This window comes from Photorhabdus temperata (assembly GCF_025384845.1).
Lineage (GTDB): Bacteria > Pseudomonadota > Gammaproteobacteria > Enterobacterales > Enterobacteriaceae > Photorhabdus > Photorhabdus temperata.
In genome coordinates this window covers 1-24683 of the sequence record NZ_JAJAFX010000008.1, presented here as the reverse complement: position 1 = coordinate 24683, position 24683 = coordinate 1, and the positions used below count along the sequence as shown (strand labels likewise).

25 protein-coding genes are annotated in these 24683 nt (G+C 41.8%); 12 read left to right on the top strand and 13 right to left on the bottom strand.

Features of this window, described 5'->3' with window-relative positions:
- Nucleotides 1-50: 50 nt before the first annotated feature.
- From LGZ99_RS04540 to LGZ99_RS04520, 5 genes are all read left to right on the top strand, one after another.
- Nucleotides 51-338, top strand: a complete 288-nt coding sequence (locus LGZ99_RS04540) for a type II toxin-antitoxin system TacA family antitoxin (RefSeq protein ID WP_036837230.1) — start codon at nt 51-53, stop codon at nt 336-338.
- Nucleotides 335-835, top strand: a complete 501-nt coding sequence (locus LGZ99_RS04535; protein WP_036837231.1) for a GNAT family N-acetyltransferase — start codon at nt 335-337, stop codon at nt 833-835. Before LGZ99_RS04540 ends, LGZ99_RS04535 begins: the two co-directional genes overlap by 4 nt.
- A gap of 325 nt (nt 836-1160) precedes the next feature.
- The gene (locus LGZ99_RS04530; RefSeq protein ID WP_051769162.1) at nt 1161-2651 is read left to right on the top strand and encodes a M60 family metallopeptidase; all 1491 of its coding nucleotides are present in this window, start codon (nt 1161-1163) and stop codon (nt 2649-2651) included.
- Nucleotides 2652-2857: 206 nt separating this feature from the next.
- Nucleotides 2858-3001 carry a CopG family ribbon-helix-helix protein gene (locus LGZ99_RS04525; RefSeq protein WP_235184649.1) on the top strand — a complete coding sequence of 48 codons (144 nt, stop codon included), beginning with the start codon at nt 2858-2860 and terminating at the stop codon, nt 2999-3001.
- Nucleotides 3002-3143: 142 nt separating this feature from the next.
- Entirely contained in the window at nt 3144-3914 is a 771-nt protein-coding gene (locus LGZ99_RS04520) for a glucose 1-dehydrogenase (RefSeq protein WP_021323719.1), read from the top strand.
- A gap of 46 nt (nt 3915-3960) precedes the next feature.
- On the opposite strand, the gene LGZ99_RS04515 is transcribed toward LGZ99_RS04520, so the two are convergent.
- From LGZ99_RS04515 to LGZ99_RS04460, 11 genes are all read right to left on the bottom strand, one after another.
- A complete protein-coding gene (locus tag LGZ99_RS04515; RefSeq protein ID WP_262978892.1) occupies nt 3961-4647 on the bottom strand; it encodes a hypothetical protein in 687 nt (228 codons plus the stop codon).
- A 230-nt stretch (nt 4648-4877) separates the two neighbouring features.
- Nucleotides 4878-6278: an acetyl-CoA C-acyltransferase gene (locus LGZ99_RS24655; protein ID WP_315903461.1), complete on the bottom strand. Its 1401-nt coding sequence runs from the start codon at nt 6276-6278 to the stop codon at nt 4878-4880.
- Between the two features lie 20 nt (nt 6279-6298).
- Entirely contained in the window at nt 6299-6952 is a 654-nt protein-coding gene (locus LGZ99_RS04500; RefSeq protein WP_036837237.1) for a 3-oxoacid CoA-transferase subunit B, read from the bottom strand.
- An 18-nt stretch (nt 6953-6970) separates the two neighbouring features.
- Nucleotides 6971-7642: a 3-oxoacid CoA-transferase subunit A gene (locus LGZ99_RS04495; protein ID WP_262978891.1), complete on the bottom strand. Its 672-nt coding sequence runs from the start codon at nt 7640-7642 to the stop codon at nt 6971-6973.
- A 28-nt stretch (nt 7643-7670) separates the two neighbouring features.
- Nucleotides 7671-8456 carry a benzoate diol dehydrogenase BenD gene (benD, locus tag LGZ99_RS04490; protein WP_262978890.1) on the bottom strand — a complete coding sequence of 262 codons (786 nt, stop codon included), beginning with the start codon at nt 8454-8456 and terminating at the stop codon, nt 7671-7673.
- Between the two features lie 25 nt (nt 8457-8481).
- Nucleotides 8482-9498, bottom strand: coding sequence for a benzoate 1,2-dioxygenase electron transfer component BenC (gene benC / locus LGZ99_RS04485; protein ID WP_023045753.1), 1017 nt, complete (start codon nt 9496-9498; stop codon nt 8482-8484).
- 72 nt (nt 9499-9570) lie between these two features.
- Nucleotides 9571-10071, bottom strand: coding sequence for a benzoate 1,2-dioxygenase small subunit (gene benB / locus LGZ99_RS04480; RefSeq protein ID WP_036837242.1), 501 nt, complete (start codon nt 10069-10071; stop codon nt 9571-9573).
- Entirely contained in the window at nt 10068-11450 is a 1383-nt protein-coding gene (gene benA, locus LGZ99_RS04475) for a benzoate 1,2-dioxygenase large subunit (RefSeq protein WP_021323709.1), read from the bottom strand. Before benA ends, benB begins: the two co-directional genes overlap by 4 nt.
- Nucleotides 11451-11530: 80 nt before the next feature.
- Nucleotides 11531-12451: a catechol 1,2-dioxygenase gene (gene catA / locus LGZ99_RS04470; protein ID WP_036837243.1), complete on the bottom strand. Its 921-nt coding sequence runs from the start codon at nt 12449-12451 to the stop codon at nt 11531-11533.
- 129 nt (nt 12452-12580) lie between these two features.
- The gene (gene catC, locus LGZ99_RS04465) at nt 12581-12871 is read right to left on the bottom strand and encodes a muconolactone Delta-isomerase (RefSeq protein WP_023045752.1); all 291 of its coding nucleotides are present in this window, start codon (nt 12869-12871) and stop codon (nt 12581-12583) included.
- Between the two features lie 24 nt (nt 12872-12895).
- Entirely contained in the window at nt 12896-14002 is a 1107-nt protein-coding gene (locus LGZ99_RS04460; RefSeq protein ID WP_023045751.1) for a muconate/chloromuconate family cycloisomerase, read from the bottom strand.
- Between the two features lie 109 nt (nt 14003-14111).
- Here LGZ99_RS04460 and LGZ99_RS04455 point away from each other — a divergent pair, with 109 nt between their 5' ends.
- The 6 genes from LGZ99_RS04455 (at nt 14112) to LGZ99_RS04430 (ending at nt 20941) form a co-directional block, all read left to right on the top strand.
- Nucleotides 14112-15044, top strand: a complete 933-nt coding sequence (locus LGZ99_RS04455; protein ID WP_021323706.1) for a LysR family transcriptional regulator — start codon at nt 14112-14114, stop codon at nt 15042-15044.
- A gap of 164 nt (nt 15045-15208) precedes the next feature.
- Complete coding sequence (locus LGZ99_RS04450) at nt 15209-16225, top strand: NAD(P)H-quinone oxidoreductase (protein WP_262978889.1); 1017 nt, start codon at nt 15209-15211, stop codon at nt 16223-16225.
- A gap of 454 nt (nt 16226-16679) precedes the next feature.
- A complete protein-coding gene (locus LGZ99_RS04445; RefSeq protein ID WP_262978888.1) occupies nt 16680-18590 on the top strand; it encodes a pyridoxal phosphate-dependent decarboxylase family protein in 1911 nt (636 codons plus the stop codon).
- A 44-nt stretch (nt 18591-18634) separates the two neighbouring features.
- Nucleotides 18635-19843 (top strand): tyrosine transporter TyrP, encoded by a 1209-nt coding sequence (gene tyrP / locus LGZ99_RS04440; protein ID WP_036837247.1) that lies wholly within the window; start codon nt 18635-18637, stop codon nt 19841-19843.
- Between the two features lie 102 nt (nt 19844-19945).
- On the top strand, nt 19946-20380 hold the full coding sequence (locus LGZ99_RS04435) for a DUF29 domain-containing protein (RefSeq protein ID WP_036837260.1): 435 nt from the start codon (nt 19946-19948) through the stop codon (nt 20378-20380).
- 120 nt (nt 20381-20500) lie between these two features.
- A complete protein-coding gene (locus LGZ99_RS04430) occupies nt 20501-20941 on the top strand; it encodes an OsmC family protein (protein ID WP_023045747.1) in 441 nt (146 codons plus the stop codon).
- Between the two features lie 124 nt (nt 20942-21065).
- On the opposite strand, the gene LGZ99_RS04425 is transcribed toward LGZ99_RS04430, so the two are convergent.
- Nucleotides 21066-21380, bottom strand: a complete 315-nt coding sequence (locus LGZ99_RS04425; protein WP_021323700.1) for a hypothetical protein — start codon at nt 21378-21380, stop codon at nt 21066-21068.
- Nucleotides 21381-21600: 220 nt separating this feature from the next.
- Nucleotides 21601-21930 carry a hypothetical protein gene (locus tag LGZ99_RS04420; RefSeq protein WP_036837249.1) on the bottom strand — a complete coding sequence of 110 codons (330 nt, stop codon included), beginning with the start codon at nt 21928-21930 and terminating at the stop codon, nt 21601-21603.
- A gap of 695 nt (nt 21931-22625) precedes the next feature.
- Between LGZ99_RS04420 and LGZ99_RS04415 the strand changes: the two genes are divergently transcribed.
- Nucleotides 22626-24482, top strand: coding sequence for a M60 family metallopeptidase (locus LGZ99_RS04415; protein ID WP_081858264.1), 1857 nt, complete (start codon nt 22626-22628; stop codon nt 24480-24482).
- The last annotated feature ends 201 nt before the right edge of the window (nt 24483-24683 follow it).

Genomic DNA, 24683 nt, shown 5'->3' with positions numbered 1-24683 from the left:
ATTTTGACGTACATTAAGGATGTCATTTATATCCACAGAGGGCATTTACCATGAATACAGTGATAGATATTAAACAGGACCGGATTAACCTTCGGCTCAAGCCCGGTGCTAAAAAGGCGCTGGAACGTGCCGCAAGCTTCGAAGGTAAGACGGTCAGCAATTTCATCTTGACCTGTGCATTGGCACATGCAGAAAAAACCATTCATGAGCATGAAGTCATGAACTTGAACAATCAAGACTCTGAAACATTCTTTAATGCGCTGGTCAAGCCGATCCACTTCAACAACAAACTGGCAGCCGCATTGGCTGAACATAATCAGCGTGTCAGCCACAAATGATCGATTATTCAAAACTGATTATAGAACCGCTAGGCAGTAGCCACGACAGAGCGGGTTTCTGTTGCAGAGTTGCTTCATTGGACGAATACATTCGAAAGCAGGCGCGTCAGGATGTGACGCGCCGCATCAGCCGGGTGTTCGTGGCGACGGTGGCAAAACATCCAAATACTATTGTGGGTTACTACACACTCTCCACCTTGGCGATTGAGTTAAGTGACCTGCCGCAGCATCTTTCCCGTAAATTGCCCAGGCATCCTGTGCCGGCAGCGTTACTTGGCAGGTTGGCTGTAAATCAGGCGGCTCAGGGGCGTGGTGTGGGTAGCATGTTACTGGCTGATGCTATCAAGCGAATATTGGCTATCAGCGAGGAAATCGCAATCTATGCCATGGTAGTCGATGCTATAGACGAGCAAGCGCAGCGTTTCTATGAACAATTCGGCTTCTCGCTGCTCAGTTCAGGAAGCCACCGATTGTTCCTCCCACTTAAATCCGTTTGAACATATTGAAAAGGGATTTGGAATAATCAATTCCCATTTTTATTATTTTCAAACATGTCACTCTTGCCAGCAACAATTCAGTAGTTGGCAAATCCATTCTATTTAATATCCTATTAACGCTTGTCATCAATATGGCATGTGTGAATCTTCGTGAAATATGTATTCGTATAAGTCAGACTCATTTTTTGATAAATGATGTTGTTTTTATGGAAGCTATAAAAATCATCCGCAATGTTATTATGAAAAAATAAATTATTACTTCATAGTGAAGTTGGTTTATATTCCATGAAACATATTTCATCTTCAATCAGAAGGTAAAAACAAAATGATAAAAAACAATAAAGAGATGATTTTACACGGTCAGGGTTTTGCTGATGAATATAAAAAATCACAACGAAGATCTATTGCACACAGTGAATTACAACCAACAGGGCTCTATGTTATTCCCGGCCAGCAGGTGATTATAAATATTGAAGGAGAAACACATGGTGCCGTAAATGCAGTGATTGGTGTCCCTGAACTTAATAAACCTAAAAAACACTTACTAAATAACGGACTCAATAAATTTATATCAAAAAGTGAAGGTTTACTCAGTTTCACCAACAATAATAATAATGGTTATGTCAAGGTTACCGTTCAATCAGAGTTAAAGAAGATTCCGACATTTAAGTTGAATGAAAATAATAATACAGAGTGGACGAATATAATGGATTTATATTCTGATGCACCTATTGTTCAACTTAGTAGTGAAAGGACAATAATTGTTGTAAAATATAATAGTGCCAAGAAATATCTGACGGATCCAAGTGCATTAATGAAATACTATGATGATTTTATTCGTTTTCAGGACGATATATCGGGAATATTAGAAAATGGAAAAGCAGATTATAAAGTAGATCCAAATAAATTATTATATGTAGAAGCGAACCGCTTTTATATGTTCTCGACGAGTGGGCATATGGGGTTTAGCGGAGATGCTGCTCTTCAACGATTATTAACTACCAATAATGGTTGGGGAGTTTGGCATGAAAGTGGGCATCAAAGACAGCAATCCCCATATACCTGGAGTGGTGGAACAGGAATGATGGAGGTGACAGTAAATTTGTATTCTTTAGCCTCCCAAGAAGGAATTTATGGTAGAGCAAATCAGTTGGATAAATATTATCCTAAAATCAAAGCATATTTAGCAACTGAAAGAAGAGTTTTCGACATTCAAGATATTAATATAAAGCTGGGAATGTTATGGCAGTTAAGATTGGCATTTGGTAATGGGTTTTACCCTCAGCTCCACCAGGTATATAGAATGATGGAGTCAATTCCTATCAATAATAATGATAAGAAACAGCAATTTATAATTTCATCATCTCAATTGACTAATATCAATCTGTCAAAGTTTTTTGATAAATGGGGAATTACATCTAATGAGAAGACATTAGAAATATTAAAGACCCTCCCTCCGTTAGAGAAAAACATATGGGAAAATGATGATAAAAATTTAATTACAATAGATATGCCATACAGGGAATATATTCCTGAATTGGCTTATCTTATGAAGAGCGTAAATAGGGCGTTATTAAGCGAAAGTGAATTTGAGTTCACGCTTGATCGTGACTGGTATACACCTTATCAATATGTAATTAAAAAGAATGGTAAATATCTTGCGGAAATAAAAGAGGGGAAATCATTTTATTGCAGTGCAAATGTAGATGAAGATGGCTTGCACGTGAAAGTTTCCCATAAATTTATTCCAGGAGATTTGATTGAAATTGAAGTGATATTTAATAGCAATAAATATGTTATTTACAATAAATCATAGCCTATGTTGAATCGAGCATAATGAATTACAAGGACTCTAACATAAGAAAATCACTGTATTATCAACGTTAGAATAGACATGGAAGTTTTTATTATTTATCGAACGGATTAATGGGTGTCAATTAAGTCATGATGTTCAATGTGAATTAATAGCAACGCGGAGATGTCATGATATAGTAATTAAAGGTATTACCTTTTAATATTAAGGTGGAAAAAATAGCAACCTCAGTAAAACTTAACGATAACTTGAAAAGCCGGATCCAGTATTTGGCAGAAGTAGGACATCGTTCAGCTCATTGGATAATGCGTGAAGCTCAACGCGAAAGACTGCTCAAGAAAAGTGAGACATAACTTATAAAACCAAAATTATCTCACCGAAACACCTCTTCCAATCATTGCCGGAACAATCTCATAAGAGGTAGCTTTGTTACCATAAAACAACGGTTGATATCACACCGTATCTTGGTAACACAACAACATAATGAGGAATGTCATGGACCGTATGCTGGAAGGTAAGGTTGTGATTGTCACTGGCGGGGCAAGTGGTATCGGAGCGGGTATTGCTTTGGCGGCTGCCCGTCATGGCGCAGCGACCGTGATCATCGGTGACATCACAGATCAACCTCGTGAAGGAGGTACACCGGTGGCCCAGCGCCTTCGTTCGATGGGGGTGGAAGTGATATTTCATCGGTGTGATGTCACCTCGCGAAGTGATATGGACTCGTTGGTTGATGTTTCTACGCCGTTCGGTGGTGTTGATCTGATGGCTTGCAACGCCGGAATCGCGTTAGCTACTGATGGCCCACAAATTAGTTCGGACGATTTTCACAAGTTGCTTACTGTCAATCTTGATGGCGTTCTATTCGGTGCACAGGCGGCAGCTGAACAGATGATGAAACTGGGCAAACGTGGGAGTATCGTGGCAACGTCGAGTATGGGATCCATTAGGACGGGTCAACTCACGACGGCTTATTCCACCAGCAAAGCGGGCGTAAATATGATGGTCGCTGCGTTGGCTGATGCCTTTGGACCATCGGGTATTCGCGTCAATGCGGTATGCCCAGGGTTGATCAATACAGCGCTTCCTCTTTCTTCGCCTGAAGTTGCCAAAACGTTTGATGTGTTGCGTGAACGGATGCCACTCCGGCGGCTGGGTGAGCCGGAAGAGGTTGGGAATGCGGTGGTGTGGTTAGGCTCGGATCTTGCGTCGTTCGTGACGGGGGTGTCGCTACTTGTCGATGGTGGGCAAACAGTCGTGTTGTGACCGTTTATTGGCTCAGATTTCACACCATAGCGTAAATAACACTTGCTCAGGCTTTTGTGTCAGAAGAGCCGAAGATCTGCGCCAGTCTTACCAATTGAGCAATTTCACTATTGGAGGCGCCATTTCTGAGGATATCCAGTACTGTTGTGGATTCGTTTATACTCATATCAAGATCAAATGTATTGATTTTATGGATGAAAAAATGGCATTTCCTGACGTCACTTATTTTTCCTATATTAGCCAATATTTCTGGAACGCCTTTTAAGTATCCTTTATCGCTGGTTTTTTTATTTACCGAAAACTGGAAAACAGGATATAAATTTTCAACTCCCCAGTTTAATACAATGAGTTTATGATTCTCACCATACTTATTTACTGTGGGGCGGGTCACTCCTAATATGTCAGCAACTTTACTGGACTTGTAGACTCCTCCGAATTCTCCAAGACAGGCAAGAAAAGCGTTTCTGCTCTCGATAAACTCCTCATGTTTTTTCTTTTCCAGAGTGGCCGTTTCCACTATTTCAATATAGTTGGCACGTCCTTTGATTTCCGCCCAAAACTCATCGTCAGGCAGAGTTAATAATAGAGGAATACTATCCGGATCTTTTCTTCTAAGTACATCAATAAAATGATCAGCAAGGTTGGTGACGCGTGCTTTGATAAGTTCAGATTGGTCAAACCCACTTGTCAGTTTTATTACCCGGTTATTGGATCCTTCGGCTATTGTCTCCATTCGCACCTCAATGGCATTTTTCGATTTTAAGAATCCAGCATACATGAAGTTGTAAAATGTGGAAGTTTTGTCACCGATTTCTTTTACATGCACCTGCCAGTGATGGGTGTTGCTTTCATCGTAAGTATATTATTTGTTTATAAAATAATGTACGGCTGTAATACCCAGTTATTTAAAAGTAAATTTCTAAAACAATTAAAGTATAACTCAATCAGAGATAAATACTTGCTTTATTTGTGTTGCTGAATAAAACTAATTACTATTTGGTTAAAAATATCCGGCTGTTCAATATTTGAAATATGCGATGCATTAATTTCTACAAGCCGAGCTTGTGGAATATGCTGCTGCATAAATTGACCATCTGCTACCGTGGTCACCGGATCTTGCGTTCCGGCAATGACTAACACCGGAATGGTGATGTCCTTTAACTGCTCACGGACATCCGCTTTAGCCAAAGCCTCGCAACAATTGGCATAACCCATTGCGCTGCCCGCACTTAAGTCGTTGCTTAGGTTACTGACAATCGAAGGATGACTCTGGATAAAGGATTCTGTAAACCATCGCGATGCTGCTGTTGCTGCGATGGGCTGTAAACCTTGTTCACGGACTGAGTTAGCGCGGTCGAGCCATACCTGTTCTTGACCGATTTTAGCGGCGGTATTGGCGACTATCACCTGACTAAAGCGCTCAGGGTAATGAATGGCAAGCCATTGACCCGTTAACCCTCCCATGGAAATACCACACCCCATAATACGTGGCTCGATACCCACCGCCGTCGACGCGATGATTTTGGCGCGTGGTTTTAGATTATAGGCTTGAATGGCTTCATCCGATGCAATCAACATAGCGGCTGCGCCATCGTTAATGCCTGAAGCGTTCCCTGCGGTGACACTACCATCGGCTTTGACGACGGGTTTCAGTTTAGCTAGCGCTTCAAGTGTGGTTGATGTGCGTGGGTGTTCATCGGTATCAATAACTAGGGGATCCCCTTTACGCTGCATAATTTCAATCGGCACGATTTCTTGGTTAAAAAAGCCTTTAGCTTGCGCATTTGCGGTGCGTTGTTGGCTCGCTAAGGCAAACTGATCTTGATCTGCACGGCTTACGTTAAATTGCTCTGCAACGTTCTCGGCGGTCTGTGGCATGGTGTCTACACCATACAGCTCTTTGAGTTTCGGATTGATAAAACGCCAACCCATCGTGGTGTCTTCAATTTTCTGGTTACGACCGAAAGCACTGTCAGATTTTCCCATGACATACGGTGCACGGCTCATACTTTCTACACCACCTGCAATAATTAGGTTAGCTTCACCAGCCTTAATGGCACGAGCAGCGATGGCAATAGCATCTAAGGATGAGCCACATAAACGATTAACGGTGGTGGCAGGGACTTGATAAGGTAAGCCAGCTAACAGCGCAGACATACGCCCAACATTGCGGTTGTCTTCGCCAGCTTGGTTGGCACAGCCATAGATCACATCATCGACTTGTTCCCATACAACGTTTGGGTTTCGTTGCATTAATGCTTTGATTGGTACTGCACCTAAATCATCAGTGCGCATTGGTGCAAGCCCGCCTGCATAACGACCAAACGGGGTACGGATAGCATCAATAATATATGCGTTTTTCATTTGTGTTTTCCTTTTTAATATTATCCCTGTGTTGCATCAATAAGCGCTGCACCCGTAAAGCCTTGCAACGTATCAAATGACAAACCGTCGACTTTCTCAATCACTTTCAGACCTTCAGTTGTCACATCAATCACACACAGATCGGTATAAATACGGTCTACACAGTGCTTACCCGTCACTGGATAAGTCAGTTCAGCGACGATTTTCGGCTCACCCTGTTTGGTGACATGATCTGTCGTCACAAAGACTTTCTTTGCGCCAACGGCCAAATCCATTGCACCACCTACAGCAGGAATAGAATCCGCTGCACCGGTATGCCAGTTGGCTAAATCACCATTAGCGGCAACCTGAAAGGCACCTAAAACACAAATGTCTAAGTGACCCCCACGCATCATGGCAAACGAGTCGCTATGATGGAAAAAACTACCGCCTTCTAGCATGGTGACAAACTCTTTTCCGGCATTAATGAGTTCAGGATCTTCTTCACCTTTAGCGGGTGGAGGTCCAAATGCCAGTAGTCCATTTTCTGAATGGAGAAAGACATCTTTGTCAGAGGGTAAATAACTGGCGATTTTGGTTGGCAAGCCAATGCCTAGGTTGACATAAGCGCCATCGGGAATGTCCTGTGCCACACGCTGGGCAATTTGGTCTCGGTTAAGTTTTTGATAGCTCATAATTTTCTCCTTATTGCCTTACTGTGCGGGCTGTACTTGTACAATGTGTTGGACAAAAATACCTGGGGTAATGATGTGCTCAGGATCTAATTTCCCCAGCGGCACCACTTCATAGACCTGTGCAATGGTGACATCGGCTGCCATCGCCATGATCGGCCCAAAGTTACGGGCAGATTTACGGTAGATTAAATTACCCCAGCGATCTCCTTGGTAGGCCTTGATCAAGGCAAAGTTGGCTTTAATCGGATATTCAAGAACATAGTCTTTGCCATTGATATGGCGGGTTTCTTTACCTTCAGCGAGCAATGTGCCAAAACCAGTTGGTGTAAACACCGCACCTAGCCCGATCCCCGCAGCTTGAATACGGCATGCAAGATTGCCTTGTGGTACTAGTTCTAGCTCGATTTTGCCCGCGTGATATAACTCATCAAACACCCAAGAATCAGGCTGGCGAGGGAAAGAGCAGATAATTTTTTTAACTGCACCAGTCTTCAGGAGTTTCGCCAGACCATAGTCGCCATTGCCGGCATTATTATTGACAATGATGAGGTCTTTGATACCCAGTTCAATGAGTCCATCAATCAGTTCAGTAGGTTGTCCGGCTGTACCAAAACCACCAATCATGACGGTCGAACCATCTTTTATTTGAGACAAGGCTTCGGTAAGGGAAGCAGTTGTTTTATCGATCATAATTTATCCTACAAACATAAATCGCGGTTTAGCCCTGATCGCCACCGCCAACAGGGATCACACTACCTGTGATATATGAAGCTTCATCCGAAGCTAAAAATACGATTGCTTTGACTTGTTCCTCGATGGTGCCGTAGCGGCCCATAAAGGTTCTATCGATTGTTTGGTCTACCACCTTCTGCATCCAAGCTTGCTCACTTTGACTTAGCAGATTGGCATTACGCGGAACTTTTCGCGGTGGCGCTTCTGTGCCACCCGTTGCGATGGCATTCACGCGAATACCATCTTTAGCATGTTCAAAAGCGAGGGATGTAGTCATGGCATTGACTCCACCTTTAGAAGCGGAATAGGGAATACGGTTGATACCACAGGTTGCAATGGAAGAGACATTCACAATGGCGCCGAATTGCTGCTTAATCATTTGAGGTAGCACCGCACGGCAACACCATAAGGTTGGAAAGAGTGAACGGTTAACTTCCTTGATTATTTCTTCTTCAGAGAACTCTTCAAAAGGCTTCATCCAGATGGCACCGCCGACATTGTTAATCAGGACATCAACTCGGCCATAGTATTCAAGGGCTTTAGCCACAACAGCTTGTGCGCCGGCATAGGTTTCAAGATCTGCTCTGATGGTGATAGCATCGCCACCAGAGGCTTTGATCTCAGCGAGAACGTCTTCAACGTATTCAGAGCGATCCGCCATAACAAGTTGTGCGCCTTCAGCGGCCATTTGTAACGCGACGCCTCGGCCAATTCCTTGAGCACTGCCTGTAACAATAACAACTTTCTTGCTAAATCTTTGAAGGTTTGACATGTATAGTTCACTCACACAATAGGAATTAATTGGATGAAAATCGCTCAAATAAGAAGTTAACGGGTTTGATATTTTCTTTGTCTAGCCAACCACGTACGGCTTCAACCATAGGAACCGGGCCGCACAAATAAATATCTACATCACCGTTGTTGAGCCACTCAGATTCAATATGCGCGGTAACATAACTTTTACGTTCATGGTTACTTTCAGGGTTGGCGACCACAGTACGGTATTCAAACCACGGGAATTTGGCTTGCAATTCATTTAATTCTTCTAAAGCAACCAAATCAAAATCATTGGTGACGCCAAAGACGAGGCGTACTGGCTGCTCGGAGCCTTTTTCTTCAAGTACTTGTAACATTGACATAAATGGCGCGATACCCGTACCGCCGGCTAGCATGAGGACAGGGCGAGTGATATTACGCAAATAGAAATTACCGAATGGCCCCGTGAAGGTCATTTTGTCGCCGGGTTGAGCATTTTGACTTAAAAAATGGCTCATTTTACCGTTAGGGACGTTACGCACCACAAAGCGGGTTAAGCTATTTCCAGGTTTTGAACTAAATGAATATGAACGTGTTTCACTGGTGTTCGGAATGCCAACATTGACATATTGGCCTGCCAAAAAGTGAATATCGGGTTGGCTTTCATCAAGCTGAATATCAAAAATGATGGTAGAGTCTGATAAATTTTCAACGCGAGCCAACGTCCCTTGAAAGGAATGAATTTCTGTTTTACAGGCATCGGATGATGCCTGGATCTGGAACACCGCATCTGAAGTAGGACGACATTGGCAGGCGAGAATATAGCCTTGTTTTGCTTCCTCTGGCGTTAAAGCGTCTTCGATGTAAAGTTCTTCTGGCATGTCATAATTGCCCGATTCACAAAATGCACGGCAAGTTCCACATGCACCATCACGGCAGTCCAAAGGAATATTTATTTTTTGACGATAGGCTGCATCAGAAAGGGTTTCGCCTTGTGATACGCTAATAAAACGCGTAACACCATCTTCAAATTGAAGTGCGACATTGTGATTTGACATAGCATGTATCCTACAAAATGTTTGAAACTTTACTCTCCCTCTAGGGCCGGCTTGACCGAAGGGGGATATGTCTTAAAGGTGATATATATCAATGATTTGATTGATATAGTCGTTTTTCAGAACAACATATTTGCTGAGGATTTTTGGTTCATTACCCGAAAAATCAATCACATAACGCGACATGCCAAAATGGTTATAATTAGTCTTATAGCGAAAGCTCAACGTGCTCCAGTTGAAACGCACAGTGATATGATCGCCATTGCGTTCAATAACCTCAATATTGGCAATATTGTGACAAGTACGGGTATCTGGCATGGTTGCAGAGGAGCGTTCAGTTTTGATCCGAAACACTCTATCTTCTAAACCTTGACGATTTGGGTAGTAAATTAGTGAGATTTCAGATTGTGGATCTATTGTTAATTTATCGTCGTCATCCCATGCTGGCATCCAAAAACTCGCTTCTGGTGCATAGCAAGTTAGCCAGTCATCCCATTGTTCGTCATCTAAAAAACGGGCTTCACGGTAGAGAAATTGGGCAATGTTTTCTAAAGTGACTCTGTCTTGAGTACTCATGCCGTCTCTCCTTGTGACGCAAGTTGTTTTTCGGTGGCAATGGCTTGTTTCATAGCTTGTAACCAGTACTGATGCTGAGCAAGATATAAGCCCTCATCTTCTGTTTTGACGCCACTGAGTATGGGTTTTAAACCAATTTCATTGGCGGCATCATCAGGGCCATAAATCCAGTGTTTTGAGCCACGGCACATGTCGTTCCATTCAAGCGCAATACCGGCATAACCTACCTGACAAGCACGGAACTCTTCTAAGTCGTCAGGTGTTGCCATGCCCGACACATTGAAGAAATCTTCATATTGTCGAATACGACGTGCGCGGGTTTCTGGCGCTTCGCCTTTAGGGGCAATACAGTAAATAGTGACTTCGGTTTTATCGACAGAAAGAGGTCTAAGTACGCGAATTTGCGAACCGAATTGATCCATAAAGTACACATTGGGATAGAGGCATAAGTTACGTGAACGCTCAATCATCCATTTCGACATGGCTTTACCGTATTTCTCGGTGTATTCATCTGCTTTAGGGAAGTTTGGTCGGTCTTCAGGGTTTGCCCATTGGGTCCAGAGCAACATGTGACCATTTTTGAAACCGTAAGAGCCACCACCTTGTTTGCCCCATGAACCGGCACTCATGGCACGAATATTGTCGGCGGCTTGAACTTCTTTACGATGTTGGGTGGTTGCTGCATAGTTCCAGTGAACAGCAGAAACGTGATAGCCATCGGCCCCATTTTCGGCAGTGAGTTTCCAGTTGCCTTCGTAGGTATAAGTTGATGCACCACGTAATATTTCTAAACCATGCTCAGATTGATCCACAATCATGTCGATAATCTTAGTGGTTTCACCTAAGAATTCTTCGAGTGAAAGGACATCCGGATTTAAACTACCAAATAAGAAACCTTTATAGCTTTCAAAGCGAGCGACTTTTTTCAGGTCATGAGAGCCATCTTGATTAAAACAGTCTGGGTAACCCGCTTCGCTAGGATCTTTTACCTTAAGCAATTTTCCAGAGTTGTTAAATGTCCAACCATGGAAAGGGCAAGTATAGGTTGTTTTATTTCCGCGTTTGTAACGGCAAAGTTGTGCACCGCGGTGTGAACACGCATTGATCATGGCATTGAGTTCACCATTGCGGTTGCGGGCAATAATAATCGGTTGATGGCCAATATAGGAGGTGTAGTAATCATTATTATTTGGAATTTGGCTCTCGTGTGCTAGGTACACCCAATTGCCTTCAAAGAGATATTTCATCTCGAGGTCAAATAAGGTTTGGTCAGTAAAAACTGAGCGATGAAGTTTAAATTCACCGGTGTCGATATTATCGACAAATAATTCGTCAATACGGTCAAGGTGGCTGGTATTAATAATAGGAATACTTGGCATGTCCGTTCTCCGATTTTCCAAATGTGTGGAAATCACCGGGAACAGCAAATGTTGATATCCCGGTATACTTATGTAATGAATTAAGCGCTAGCGCGACGGCGTTCAACTTCAGTTGACGGTGCAGAAGCGACTTCTTTAACGAGTTCAATATTAAATGTGATGTGTTTGAACGCCTTGTCTAAACCATAACGTTTGATTTCAGTGGCATCTGTCACGTCAACGGCTGTTGCAACCAAGCCATCACGGGTTGCGAAGGCAAAGTCATCCCAAAGGTATTTGTCACCTTCAATATTGAATTGGGTGGTGAGCTTACGGAAACCCGGTGCAGAGACAAAATAGTGCACGTGTGAAGGGCGGTTGCCATGACGTCCCAGCTTATTTAATAAAGCTTGAGTGGTTCCTTCTGGCGGGCAGCCATAGCCGACTGGCATAGTCGTTAATGCAACATATTTACCATCCGCATCACTCAAAATGGTACGGCGAAGGTTAAAGTCAGACTGAGACTTATCGAAGAATGAGTAGTTGCCCAAACTGTTGGCATGCCAGACTTCGACTTTGGCATTTTCAATGATATTGCCATTGTTATCTGTCACAGTGCCTTCAATAATTAAGGCATCGATTTTGTCTGATTCAGTACCGTCATCCATACGCGCAAAACCAACAGACTCAGGCGCTCCGAAAACGTAAAGAGGCCCTTCGATAGTACGCGGTGTACCACCACTAATACCGGCTTTGGCATCCACTTCATCGGCACGTAAGTCGAGATAATGTTCCAGACCTAAACCTGCCGCTAACAGCCCAAGCTCATTGGCTTTACCTGCATCAGTAATATATTCAAGACCTTTCCAGATTTCAGATGGTGTTAGATCTAAGTATTCAATGGCTTGAAATAAGTCTTCAAGAAGACGAATAACGACTTGTTGAACACGCGTATCGACAGGTCCAGTGGCGGTGTCTACATTCATTTTTTTTATAAGAGCATCAATTGCTTGGCGGTTCATATTATAACTCCTTAAGCATGTTTTTATTTGAAGTAATGGTCGTTGTGTGTTTATTAACTTGCTGGATTAACGGCCATTTCCCTGTTTACTCTCTAAATTATTATTTGAATGTTGTCTTCACATTCAATACTAAGAATCATCCTCTCGAATAGAGGATGGATGGCGGTTTAAGGCCATAACTTCGACTTTCATGTAGGGATACAGAGGTAATTCCTGAAGAATGCTGTGTAACTCTTCATTGCTTTCGACATCAAAAATACTGCTGTTTGAATACTGGCCGGTGATCCGCCAGATATGACGCCATTTCCCTTGACGTTGCAGTTCTTGCGAATAGGCTTTTTCAACAGCCTTGATTGCATTGGCCTTGTCAGTAGGCATATCAAGTGGGATATGTACATCCATACGTACTTGAAATAACATGGGTGGACTCCTTATTTTGTCGCCTTAACGACGTAACTGTTCTATTTTATTTTCATCAATTTCAATCCCCAGTCCCGGCATTGTCGGTAAATGCAACGCAAAGTTTTCATAACGGAGTGGGGTTGTGAGAATTTCTTCGGTCAGTAATAACGGGCCAAATAGCTCGGTACCAAACGCCAGATTTTCAAATGTTGAGAAGGCGTGAGCTGAGGCAATACTGCCGACAGGGCCCTCGAGCATGGTGCCACCATAGAGATCAATACCGGCTAAACACGCAATTTTGGCGACGTCACAGGCTTCAATAAGACCGCCAGATTGTTCAATTTTGACTGCGAACACATTGGCGCAATGGTCTTTGGCTAAACGGTAGGCACTATCTGGGCCTGTTAACGCTTCATCTGCCATAATGGCAACATCAAAACGCGCCGTTAAGCGGGCGAGGGCATCGGTATTTTGGATGGCGCAGGGTTGTTCAATCAGATCGATCCTTGCATCTTGCAACTGCTGGATGCCGTGGAGACATTCCAGTTCTGACCATGCTCGGTTAACATCGACACGGATACTGATGTCGGCACCCAGCGCCTTTTTAATGGCAATGACATGGTCAACATCTTGTTGCAAAGGACGCGAACCGATTTTGAGCTTGAAAGTGTTGTGGCGTTTCAGTTCGATCATTTTTTGGGCTTCATTGATATCTTTTTTAGTATCGCCGGAAGCCAGTGTCCAGAGTACCGGTAAGCTATCATGCAAACGCCCACCTAAAATCTCACTTAACGGTACACCGAGACATTTTGCCTGAATGTCTAAAAGGGCTGTTTGAATGGCGCACTTGGCAAAGCGGTTGCCGTTAATATTTTTACGGAGCAACTTTAAAGTTTGGGCAATGTTTAAATCTTTAATCGAGATGATTAAAGGAGCAAAGTAAGTATCAATATTGGTTTTGACACTTTCAGGGCTTTCATCGCCATAATTGAGTCCACCGATGGTGCTGGCTTCACCCCAACCAACAATGCCATCAGCGGTGGTGATTTTGACTAATACCAATGTTTGGACACGCAAGGTAGTGACAGACAGTTGATGTGGGCGGATGGTGGGAATATCCACAAGTATGGTTTCTATTGATTTATACATTGTTGCTATAACTTTGTTGTTTATCTCTTGCGCATACCTTAAAAGAATGACTAAACTGTGTCTAAGACTGAATTTGCATTTTTGTATACCTTAAAGGTATGGAAATTCTATGGAGCTCAGACATTTACGCTACTTTGTTGCAGTTGCGGAAGAACAAAGTTTCACCAAAGCAGCAGAAAAGCTGTTTATTGCCCAGCCGCCACTTAGTCGGCAGATACAAAATCTTGAGAGAGAATTGGAAGTTCAGCTCTTTGAACGAGGAAGTCGTCCTTTGCAGACCACGCAAGCAGGACAGTTCTTCTATCAACATGCGGTGAAACTGTTATCGAATGCTGAAGAAATCAAAAGCATGACGAAGCGAATTGGGCTAATAGAAAGAAGCCTGACTATCGGGTTTGTTGGATCATTACTTTATGAATTATTGCCAAGAACCATTTATTTATATCGACAGCAACAACCCCATTTACATATTAAATTGGTTGAACTGAGTACTACTGAACAGATCCCCGCATTAAAAGGGGGGCGAATTGATGTCGGATTTGGGCGATTACATATTAGCGATCCCGCTGTACGACGAATTCTATTGTGTAAGGAGAGATTGGTTGTTGCGGTGCATTCTAGCCATCCTTTAGCTCAACGCACTGGTGGAGTATATTTATCTGATTTTGTTGATGAAAATATATTTGTTTACCCAAACACTCCAAAGCCGAATTTCTCTACACAAGTACTGAATATTTTTTCAGAGCATAGCCTTGTACCTAAAAATATGAATGAAGTTCGGGAAATTCAATTGGCTTTAGGGATGGTGGCCGCCGGTGAAGGGCTTTGTATTATTCCTGAAAGTGCCAATACCATTCAGTTTCCGCTCTTAAATTATATTCCGATTTTAGATCATGATGCTGTTAGCCCTATTTTTGTTGCCACGCGAGCGATGGATACCAGCGAAGATATACAAATACTGTTTGACTGCCTGAATCAAGTCTATGGAACATGCTCTCCTACTAATACTCGAGAGAAAAAACGAACAGATAACCGACAATAATGCTGGTAATAACTTATTCTGAGTTGTTCACATATTTGTCATGTAACAGTTTTCTGTTATGGTCATGGTTTAATGGGTTTTTTGTCCTACGGCACTTCAAATCCCACTTATCATATTAAACGAAACCCATAATAAAGGATCGTCAGAAGAAATAAGAGGTATGTATGCACAGCCAAATCAATTCATTACCCCAATATATGTTAGCGATCAGTATTGTTAAGCCTGGCGGCCCGGAAAAATTGCATCTGGTTCAAACGCCATTACCACGATTAGAAAAAGGCTACTTGCTCGTTAAAGTGGCTGCGGCGGGTGTTAACCGGCCTGATATACTTCAGCGAATGGGTTCTTATCCACCACCACCTGATGCTTCCCCATTACCCGGCTTAGAGATTGCAGGAGAAATTGTTGCCAGAGGTAAAGGTTGTGAACGCTGGAATATTGGCGATAAAGTTTGCGCTCTTGTTGCCGGCGGTGGTTATGCTGAATATTGCCTGGTACATGATTCCATTGCTTTACCTATATATGGATTGGATTTTGTGCAGGCGGCGGCATTGCCGGAAAACTTTTTTACGGTCTGGGCTAATGTTTTCCAGGCTGGCAAGTTGAAACAGGGAGAAAGTTTGCTGATTCATGGGGGAACTTCCGGGATAGGGAGTGTCACTATTATGTTAGCAAAAGCCTTTGGCGCCAAAGTGATTACAACGGTTGGCTCGGATGAGAAGGCTAAAGTTGCACACAGCTTAGGCGCTGACTTTGTTATTAATTATCGAAAAGAAGATTTTGTTGATCGGGTACTGAAAATAACGGGTAATCACGGCGTCGATATGGTTGTTGATTTAATCGGTGGTGATTATGTCAATAAGAACTATAAAGTCGCTGCTAAGTTTGGGCGAATTATTCAGATTGGTATGATGAAAGGAAATCCTGAAAACCTTAATCTGATGCCTTTAATGCAAAAGCGTCTGACTCATACGGGTTCTACATTACGTTCACGCAGTGTGGAGGAAAAAGCAGAGATAGCCAGGGAATTGGAAAAACATGTCTGGCCACTGCTGAAATCAGGAAAAGTCAGCCCATTAATTTGTAAAGTATTTGATCTGAAAGATGCCGCTGATGCACATCGTATGATGGAAGCCGGTGATGCTATCGGCAAAGTGATGTTGGTAAATGTATCGTCTTGAAAATATTTCTGCTTAAATCAGGGCTATTTTCAACCTGTAGCCCTGTATTTTGTCTATTAACAACTTCATGTTAGAAAAAATCCTTATGATTAATAAGCTTAATATCTAATAAGCTATTATTTCCCTCTGTTTTCTGATTGGTTTTTATCCGTTATTTGTCCTCGCGCACAAAATCAGAATTTATATTTAACATTATTATTAATATTTTAACAAATATGGACTATATCTATTAACAAATGATCGGTTATAGATATGTTAATGACTAATCAATTTCACCTGATGGTTTTTTTAATGTCTAGATTACTGAGGTACGACCAGCTTTTGGTAAGTCAGGTGACATAAAAGTTCTGTCTGCTTATCAGAGAATGATAGTGATTTCATTAACAAATAAAGAAAATTGAAATCGCTCTGTTGCTGACAGTCGTTTTTGTTAGTTTGAAAAGGGTATGTGATTATGACTAAGCAGTTTACTTCGCACTTAAACATTGATGCGTTGTTTTTAGGCCCTAAATCAGAAAATGCGGTTTTTTTTAGAGAAATGATGGAATATGCCGTAAGTGAGCATATGCACTGGCGTTCTGATTTTCATCCGGAAGATCCCGCCTTGGTAACTTCAGTAGATCGCTATGAACCTGATTACAGAGAAACCCTTTATAGAACGGAGGGGATTCTGAACCAGCTCTCTGCAAAATTGAAAAACACCTCTGTTCCCTGGTTTTCTCCCCGTTATATGGGGCATATCAATGCTGATACTTTAATGGTTTCTAATCTCGCCTATGTCATGGCGATGATGTACAACCCGAACAACTGTGCTCACGAGTCATCTCCGACAACAACTGAGCTGGAAATTGAAGCAGGGTTGGATTTGTGCCGGATGTTTGGCTATGACACCCGCCGGGCCTGGGGACATATCACATCCGGTGGAACCGTTGCCAACTATGAGGGGTTATGGGTTGCGCGTAATTTAAAAACCATGCCGCTTGCCATTGCAAAACACCCGCAATCTTGTGATCTGGTCGAGAATAAATCAGAACAACAACTGTTGAATATGTCGTCATCAGATATTCTGGATCTGACTGATGAATTAAAACGGCGTGGTATTTTCGAAGAAGTTCGTGAACTTTCTTGCCGTGGTATCGGGGTAAAGCCAGAAATGCTTGGCAAAGTTCTGGTTCCGCAGTCGAAGCATTATTCATGGATGAAAGCGATGGATGTGCTGGGAATAGGTCAAGAACATATTGTTTCACTGCCGGTAGATGAAAACTATCGTACTGATGTTGAAAAAATGCGTGAAATCACATTCAGCCTGATAGAGCAGGGCCAACCGATTTTGGCTATGGTGAGCGTCGTTGGAACCACTGAGGTCGGTGCTATTGATCGGGTTGATGAAGTTATTGCGTTACGCAAAGAGTGTGAAGAGCGTTATGGTGTCTCATTTTATCTGCATCTTGATGCTGCTTATGCGGGGTATGCCAGCGCAATGTTTCTTAACGGGCAGGGTGAGTTGATGGAATATGATGAACTTATCTGCCGTTATCGTGAATTAGACATTATTCCTGAAGATATTATTTGGCCTAAGCCTGAACTTTATCAAAGTTTCAGGGCAATGTGTCAGGCTGATTCGATTACCGTAGACCCGCATAAAGTTGGCTTTATTCAATATGCAGCCGGTGCGGTATGTATGAAAGATAAGCGTATTGTTGACTTGATTTCCTACCGTGCTGCTTATGTGTTTGAAGACGTTGAGGCGCAATCCGCTAACCAGCATGTGGTGCTCGGCGCTTCTATTATGGAGGGTTCAAAAGCCGGGGCTAGCGCCGCCGCAATTTGGGCTGCACACCGATTGGTTCCACTGAATATCAGCGGCTATGGCAAAGTGATTGCTTCAGGCATTGTGGCAGCCAATTGGATGATTAAAAAACTTTTAATGGCAGAACCCCTTGTTGTTGGTAAACGTCGTTTTGAAATTCATGCCATGCCGCATCCTGATTTCCATATGGTCAATTTTACTTTTAAAGAGCAAGGCAATGACGATCTTGGGCATCACAACCGCCTTAATAAACGCATGTATGAGCTTTGCTCATATGCTTCTGGCCGTACTTACACTAATGATTTTCTGACCTCTTCCACCTCCCTTGATCATGGAGAATATGGTGATACTCCCTGGCATTATGTTGAAAACTGTGGTTTCAGCCGGGAAGAATGGGAGAAAGTTCACAGCCTTTATCTGTTACGTGCCGCGGTCATGACCCATTGTTTGCGTAACACTGATGATTTTGACGAGTATTGGGAACGGCTCCAGAAGATTTTTATTAAAAAACTAACTCAGGTTGTTGATGAAGAAGAAAAAAAGAAAGATGCCTGATTTTCTATTATTAAACATTTGCTGTTTATTTGAAGGGAAAAAATATGAAAAACCGTACTCTTGGAAGTACCTTTATCATAGCCGGGACTACGATTGGTGCTGGAATGCTGGCGATGCCATTGGCGACCGCCGGTGTAGGATTTGGTATAAGTTTTATCATGCTGGTTGGGTTGTGGGTTTTGATGAGTTATACCGCATTATTGATGGTTGAAGTTTATCAGTATGAGTCTCCAGATACGGGGTTGGGAACACTGGCTCAACGTTATCTTGGCAGTGGCGGTAAAATATTAGCAGGTTTCAGTATGATGTTTCTGATGTATGCGCTGACATCAGCATATATCAGTGGTGCAGGGGAATTACTGACAACCAACCTCAATAAGTGGTTTGATTTATCCTGGCCTGCTTCAATCGGTGTTGCACTGTTTACTGTGATTGGCGGTGGAATTGTTTGCATTGGTACCAGTTCAGTAGATATGGTTAACCGGGTACTTTTCAGTGCAAAAATTATTTTCCTGATATTAATGCTGGGGCTGATGATGCCGCATGTTCAGCATACCAACTTATTGACTATGCCATTACAACAAGGATTAGTGTTATCCTCAATTCCTGTGATTTTCACCTCGTTTGGTTTTCACGGCAGTATTCCCAGCATTGTCAAATATATGGGTGGAGATATACGTAAATTACGCTGGGTGTTTATTATCGGTAGCGCTATTCCGCTACTCGCTTATATTTTCTGGCAATTAGCGACGCTGGGCAGCATCAATTCCGTCACGTTTGTTGGTATTTTAGCTGAAAACTCAGGACTGAATGGCTTATTACACAGTATTCGTGAAGTTGTTGCTTCACCGAAAACGGAAATTTCAGTACAAATGTTTGCTAATCTGTCGCTCACTACCTCATTTCTTGGTGTTGCACTTGGTCTGTTTGATTTTCTGGGTGATCTGTTTAAACGCAAAAATAATATAACAGGACGTATGCAGACCGGTTTGCTGACTTTCATTCCACCATTGGTTTTTGCTCTGTTTTATCCAAAAGGTTTTGTGATGGCTTTGGGATATGCCGCTGTTGCTTTATCCATTTTGGCGCTGGTATTACCCAGCCTGCTGGCATTTAAATCTCGCCAGCACAATGAACGCCGGTATCGGGTATTAGGCGGTAAACCAGTATTGGCGCTGATATTTGCCTGTGGTGTTGCAGTGATAGCAATTCAGATCGCGCTTGTGAGTGGGATGCTGCCGAAAGTGGGATGAACATTCTGCTTTGAAGATAAGTTCTTTTTTGACCCAGAATGTATTCTCTGACAAACTGCCATATGAATTATCTGTATGGCAGGCCTATTAGTGGGGGCAGTTATGAATCATACACGTTACGAAACTGATGTAGTCGCCTGGGCAAATGAGCAGGCGGCATTATTGCGTGCCGGTAAATTTTCTGAGATTGACATAGTCAACATTGCTGAGGAGATCGAAGACGTGGGTAAGAGTGAGCAGCGTGAGTTGGCTAGCCGCATGGGAGTATTAATTGCTCATTTACTGAAATGGAAATATCAACCAAGTTATAGAGGAACAAGTTGGGAAAGAACAATTAAAGCGCAAAGAAAAGAAATTCTTTATGGCTTAAAAGAATCACCCAGTTTAAAGACGAAATTAAGCGATTCAGATTGGATTGATGTTGTTTGGTCGAAAGCCGTTGCCTCAGCAATGAATGAAACGGGGTTGGATGTGTTTCCTGATGTATGTATTTGGAGTATTTCCCAAATTCTGTCTTCTGAGTTTTACCCTGATTAAGATTTGTGATGTTGAAAGCAAGATAAGCATTTTAAAAACAAAAAAGAAAAATTAAAAGTTATGATAACAATCAGTGTTTGACCTTAAGAAAAACGAATGTTGATTATAAGGAGTTGGATCATGGCGAAAGAACTATTTACTGCCACAGCAAAATCTGTAGCTGGATTGAAAGTTGAATGTACATCAAAAGATTTCTCCTTTTGTTTAGATGAACCGCGTCATTTAGGCGGCACTGACCAAGGGATGAATCCTGTTGAGGCTCTGCTCTGTTCCTTGGGGGCTTGTAAATGTATCGTAGCAAAAGCTTTTGCTAAACTGCATAAAATTAATTTAATTGATATTCACATTGATCTGGAAGGCGAGCTTGATACTGATGGTTTCACTGGTAGAAATAAACAAGCGAAATTAGGTTTTTCTAAAATAGTAACAAAATTTTATATTAAAGCCGATAATAGCGAAGAAGAAATTCACGCTTTTGTCGATTTTATTAACAAAACTTGCCCGGTTCATGACACCATTGAGAATACGCCAAGTTTCGCCACTGAAATATATTGTGAATAATAGGCTTCGTGTTGAAATAATTATACAGAGGAAAGGTTGTTTAAGCTAATTTAAAAATCCTCTACTATGAAGTGGAGGATTTTTTAACTCTTTATGCTGTTGATAATAATGTGATAGTTAATTTCTATTGTTTAATAACGTAAACGGTAGTTATATTACAACTGACATTCTCTATACCAACTTTAATATTTAAACCCTGTGTATAAGCTTGGCTTAATAGTTTATTAATGTTTTCAGAGCTTGAGCCTGACCAAATATAACCTGGTTTTCCACAATTACCGACTAAACTTCCGCTGAATGTATAAAGATAATGTGCAGGATTGTCCCAATCGGCTTTAATTTCTGCAACTCTAACAACGCCACTATTCGTTTCTGCTGAAAATGCCGGGGCACTAATCATACCAATGAAAATAAATAGCATAGATATTAATTTTTTCATGTTCAACTCCTGGATAATAATAAAGAATTTGGTGTTTTGAAGTGTAGATTATGCGAATAATCTTTGCACCAATTTACTGCCAATATAAAAGATATTTGTTTTAATAAATAATATAATAATGCTTTTTCGTTAACCTTATTGAAATTAACTTTAAAAACCCTCTTTTTTAGAATAGAGGGTTTTATTATAGAGACAGGTTACTTCTTACTTATCCTACTCTTTATCGTGGTCTGATAATATAAACTGTTGTGATAATACAGCTTCCACTTTCTACTCCAACTTTAATATCTAAACTCTGTGTATAAGCCTGATTCAAGAGTTTATTAATATTTTCATCGCTTGATTTTGCCCACAGATAACCTGGTTTTCCACAATTACTGGCTAAAACCCCGTTAAATGTATAATAATAAAGTAAAGGGTTATTTGTATCGACTTTCCAATCAGCCTTAATCTCTGCAACTCTGACAACACCGCTATTTGTCTCCGCTGAGAATGCAGGGGCGCTAATCATGCCAATACAGATAAATAGCATGGATATAATTTTTCTCAAAATTTACTCCTGATTAATAATTAAAAAGCTGGGTGTATTTGAAGTGTAGGTTATGAAAATAGTCTTTGCATCAAGCTTTTGTTAAAATAAAAGCAACTCTTCTTGATAAATAATATAATAATATTTTCTCGTTAATATTAACATTGTTGGCAGATTTACCTAAGTTTGCAATTGTAAAAAAACATATTAAATAAAAATTATATCCTTGTGAAATTAAAATAGTATCTTTAATACTGTAACAATAATTACTTTGTTTATTGAAATGATATTTTTAGGTTAATGATATGATATAAATTCTAGAAAAATAAATTATATTGAAGATTTTATGTTTTATGAAAGGTGATAATCTTGACTAATTTTCGTTTAATACTATATTTATTTTACTCTGCAACATACTTTCTTAATTTTGATTAAAGTATATTAATGTGTCAGCCGCAAAGGGCATGGTTTTATTCCCCCAGATAATAGGCTGACGGTTCTGGAAAATGTTGTTCATTAGAGTAATTTTTCGTACCGTTGGACTTCAGACTTTAATTAAAGACACAGGCAACTCACTCTGCAAAAGCGTGTAGGTTACCCGATCTCTTCTTAATGCGACAGAGCCCTTCGCTCAGTGTCAGATATTAATATTATACGCCACGTGATAGTAGCAAAATTATATTTGTAGTATAAAATTATAAATAGGGGTTATTCTTATGAAAAATGAAAATGATAACAATATACCTGCTACCTTGTTGAGCACGACTACGCGATGCTCTTGCTGTGACACTGCATTAGTTTATGAAAAGCAGCATGTAACCGCAGCAATACCATTCTCTCAAGTGGGGGTGGATGCGGTTTCATTTACCCAAATTGCCGTGTGGGCCGTTGTCGAAAACTACCCGAATGCTCAAATTGAGGCTCAATGGCCAAATGGTGTTTGGGCCTCAATTGGCAATGTCGACCGTAGCGGGATCTTCAACAATCCTGCAGTGCCAAATTATTATTGCATAAATCCGAGCTACATTAAGATTCGTGTGACAGGTTTCCCAGAAACAGTGAATACATACCCGGTACGTCCATCAATAACCAGCCTCTCTTCAAATCTCAATACAGATAATAGAGTGAGCATTAATGGGGCGGGGACACTTCCGAATGCCCGTTGGGAGGCTCAATGGTCAAATAGTGTTTGGGCATCAATAGGCGATGCCGATCAATATGGCAACCTCAGCAACCCTAGCATACCAGAAAATTATCGTATCAATTCGAATACCATGCGTATTCGAATACGAAGCGGAGACATCATTTCTCAGGTCGTTGATTCAACCTTGGGCTTCCCACATTCTCGGTCAGTGCTGATCCAGTCCAAAATGAGTGGAGCGCAAGATCAACAAAAATATAGTTTATCGATGCAAAAAGCCGACTATCAACCGACCGGCTATTTCGCTCCTGCAAATCAAGAGATAGAAATTTGGGTTTCTGGAAATGTTGACTATCTGACCTTGCTTGTCGGTACGCAAGGCTTGGCTGATAGGGGTAATCCTTCTAATCAGTCTGAATCTATGCGCGCTACACGTCTTGTGCGGGGAAAAAACGTTATTAAAGATATGTTAGGAGGTATTATTCACATACGTAATTTGAATACAAGATTTGACAGTCCGTCCCGAGTAATTTTGGGCGCGGGAGCAATACCTATTGCCTATTATATCCATGGCGTTACATCTTCTGCTTCATGGGAGCAGATGTTGCATAGGACTACCGCTCCAGAAGTTGAATGGGTTGGTGACTATGCTGTGATTGTTGCTTTTAAAACCACAGCATTAAAGAACTTATCGAAAGCAGACCCTGCAAAAGTGGTAACATCGCACGAGCGTGTTCTTCAGGTGGAGGACGAGATTAGCGGGCTTGATGGATCCTCGTCCATCAATACTAGATCAAATCTTCTGATTTATGCTGTCGAAGGCGCGGCGAATGCTAATCCTCATGCGACCACTGGCTATATTTCAATTCCATACTCAAATGGCGAAGGCTATAATGCTGAAGCTCTTGTTGGAGGATTAGCCGCTAACCGGTGGGTGACATTACACGAATATGGGCATCATCATCAAAACCGCGTGAATAACTGCAAAGGGTTTGGGGAAATCAGCGTAAACCTCTATTCTTTAGCCGTTGCTCGTGTAACGCCGAACGAGTATACATATGAACTTCCGACCCGATGGCCCGCCACGAAACAATGGTTGGCACGTCCACGTGAACAGAAGGACTTCGAGACAAACGCTCCCGATCCGATGTCTATTTTTGAACAACTTCGTTTGGGATTGGGGCCTCAGTTTTTACCTTCATGGGACCGCTACATTAGGGCCACCTCCTCTTTGTCGTCTGACTTAAAAGGTTTTATTTTAAGCGCATCGGTTGTCTCCAATTATAACCTTACGGAGTTCTTTGCCGATTGGGGAGTACTTAAAACCACTGGTGCTGATATCGCAATCTGGCAGGCTGTCAATGCACTTGGTTTGCCATACCCACCGATGGCCCTAACCGATATACAGCCATATACAGACCTTGCGCATTAACTTAGCGTTGGTGCATAAATCGGATTTAGTCGCTGAAGAACTTCCGGCTGGAAGCCGGAAGTTCTTCAGCGGAGTGGGGAACTGACGTTGGGGATGTAAGATGGCTCTGTCGCTATACGTTTCATCCATGCGCCAGCGACGGCCCACCGGGCGTTTATGAATTCCCTAAATAATCATATAAATACACTTGGTGAATTTACC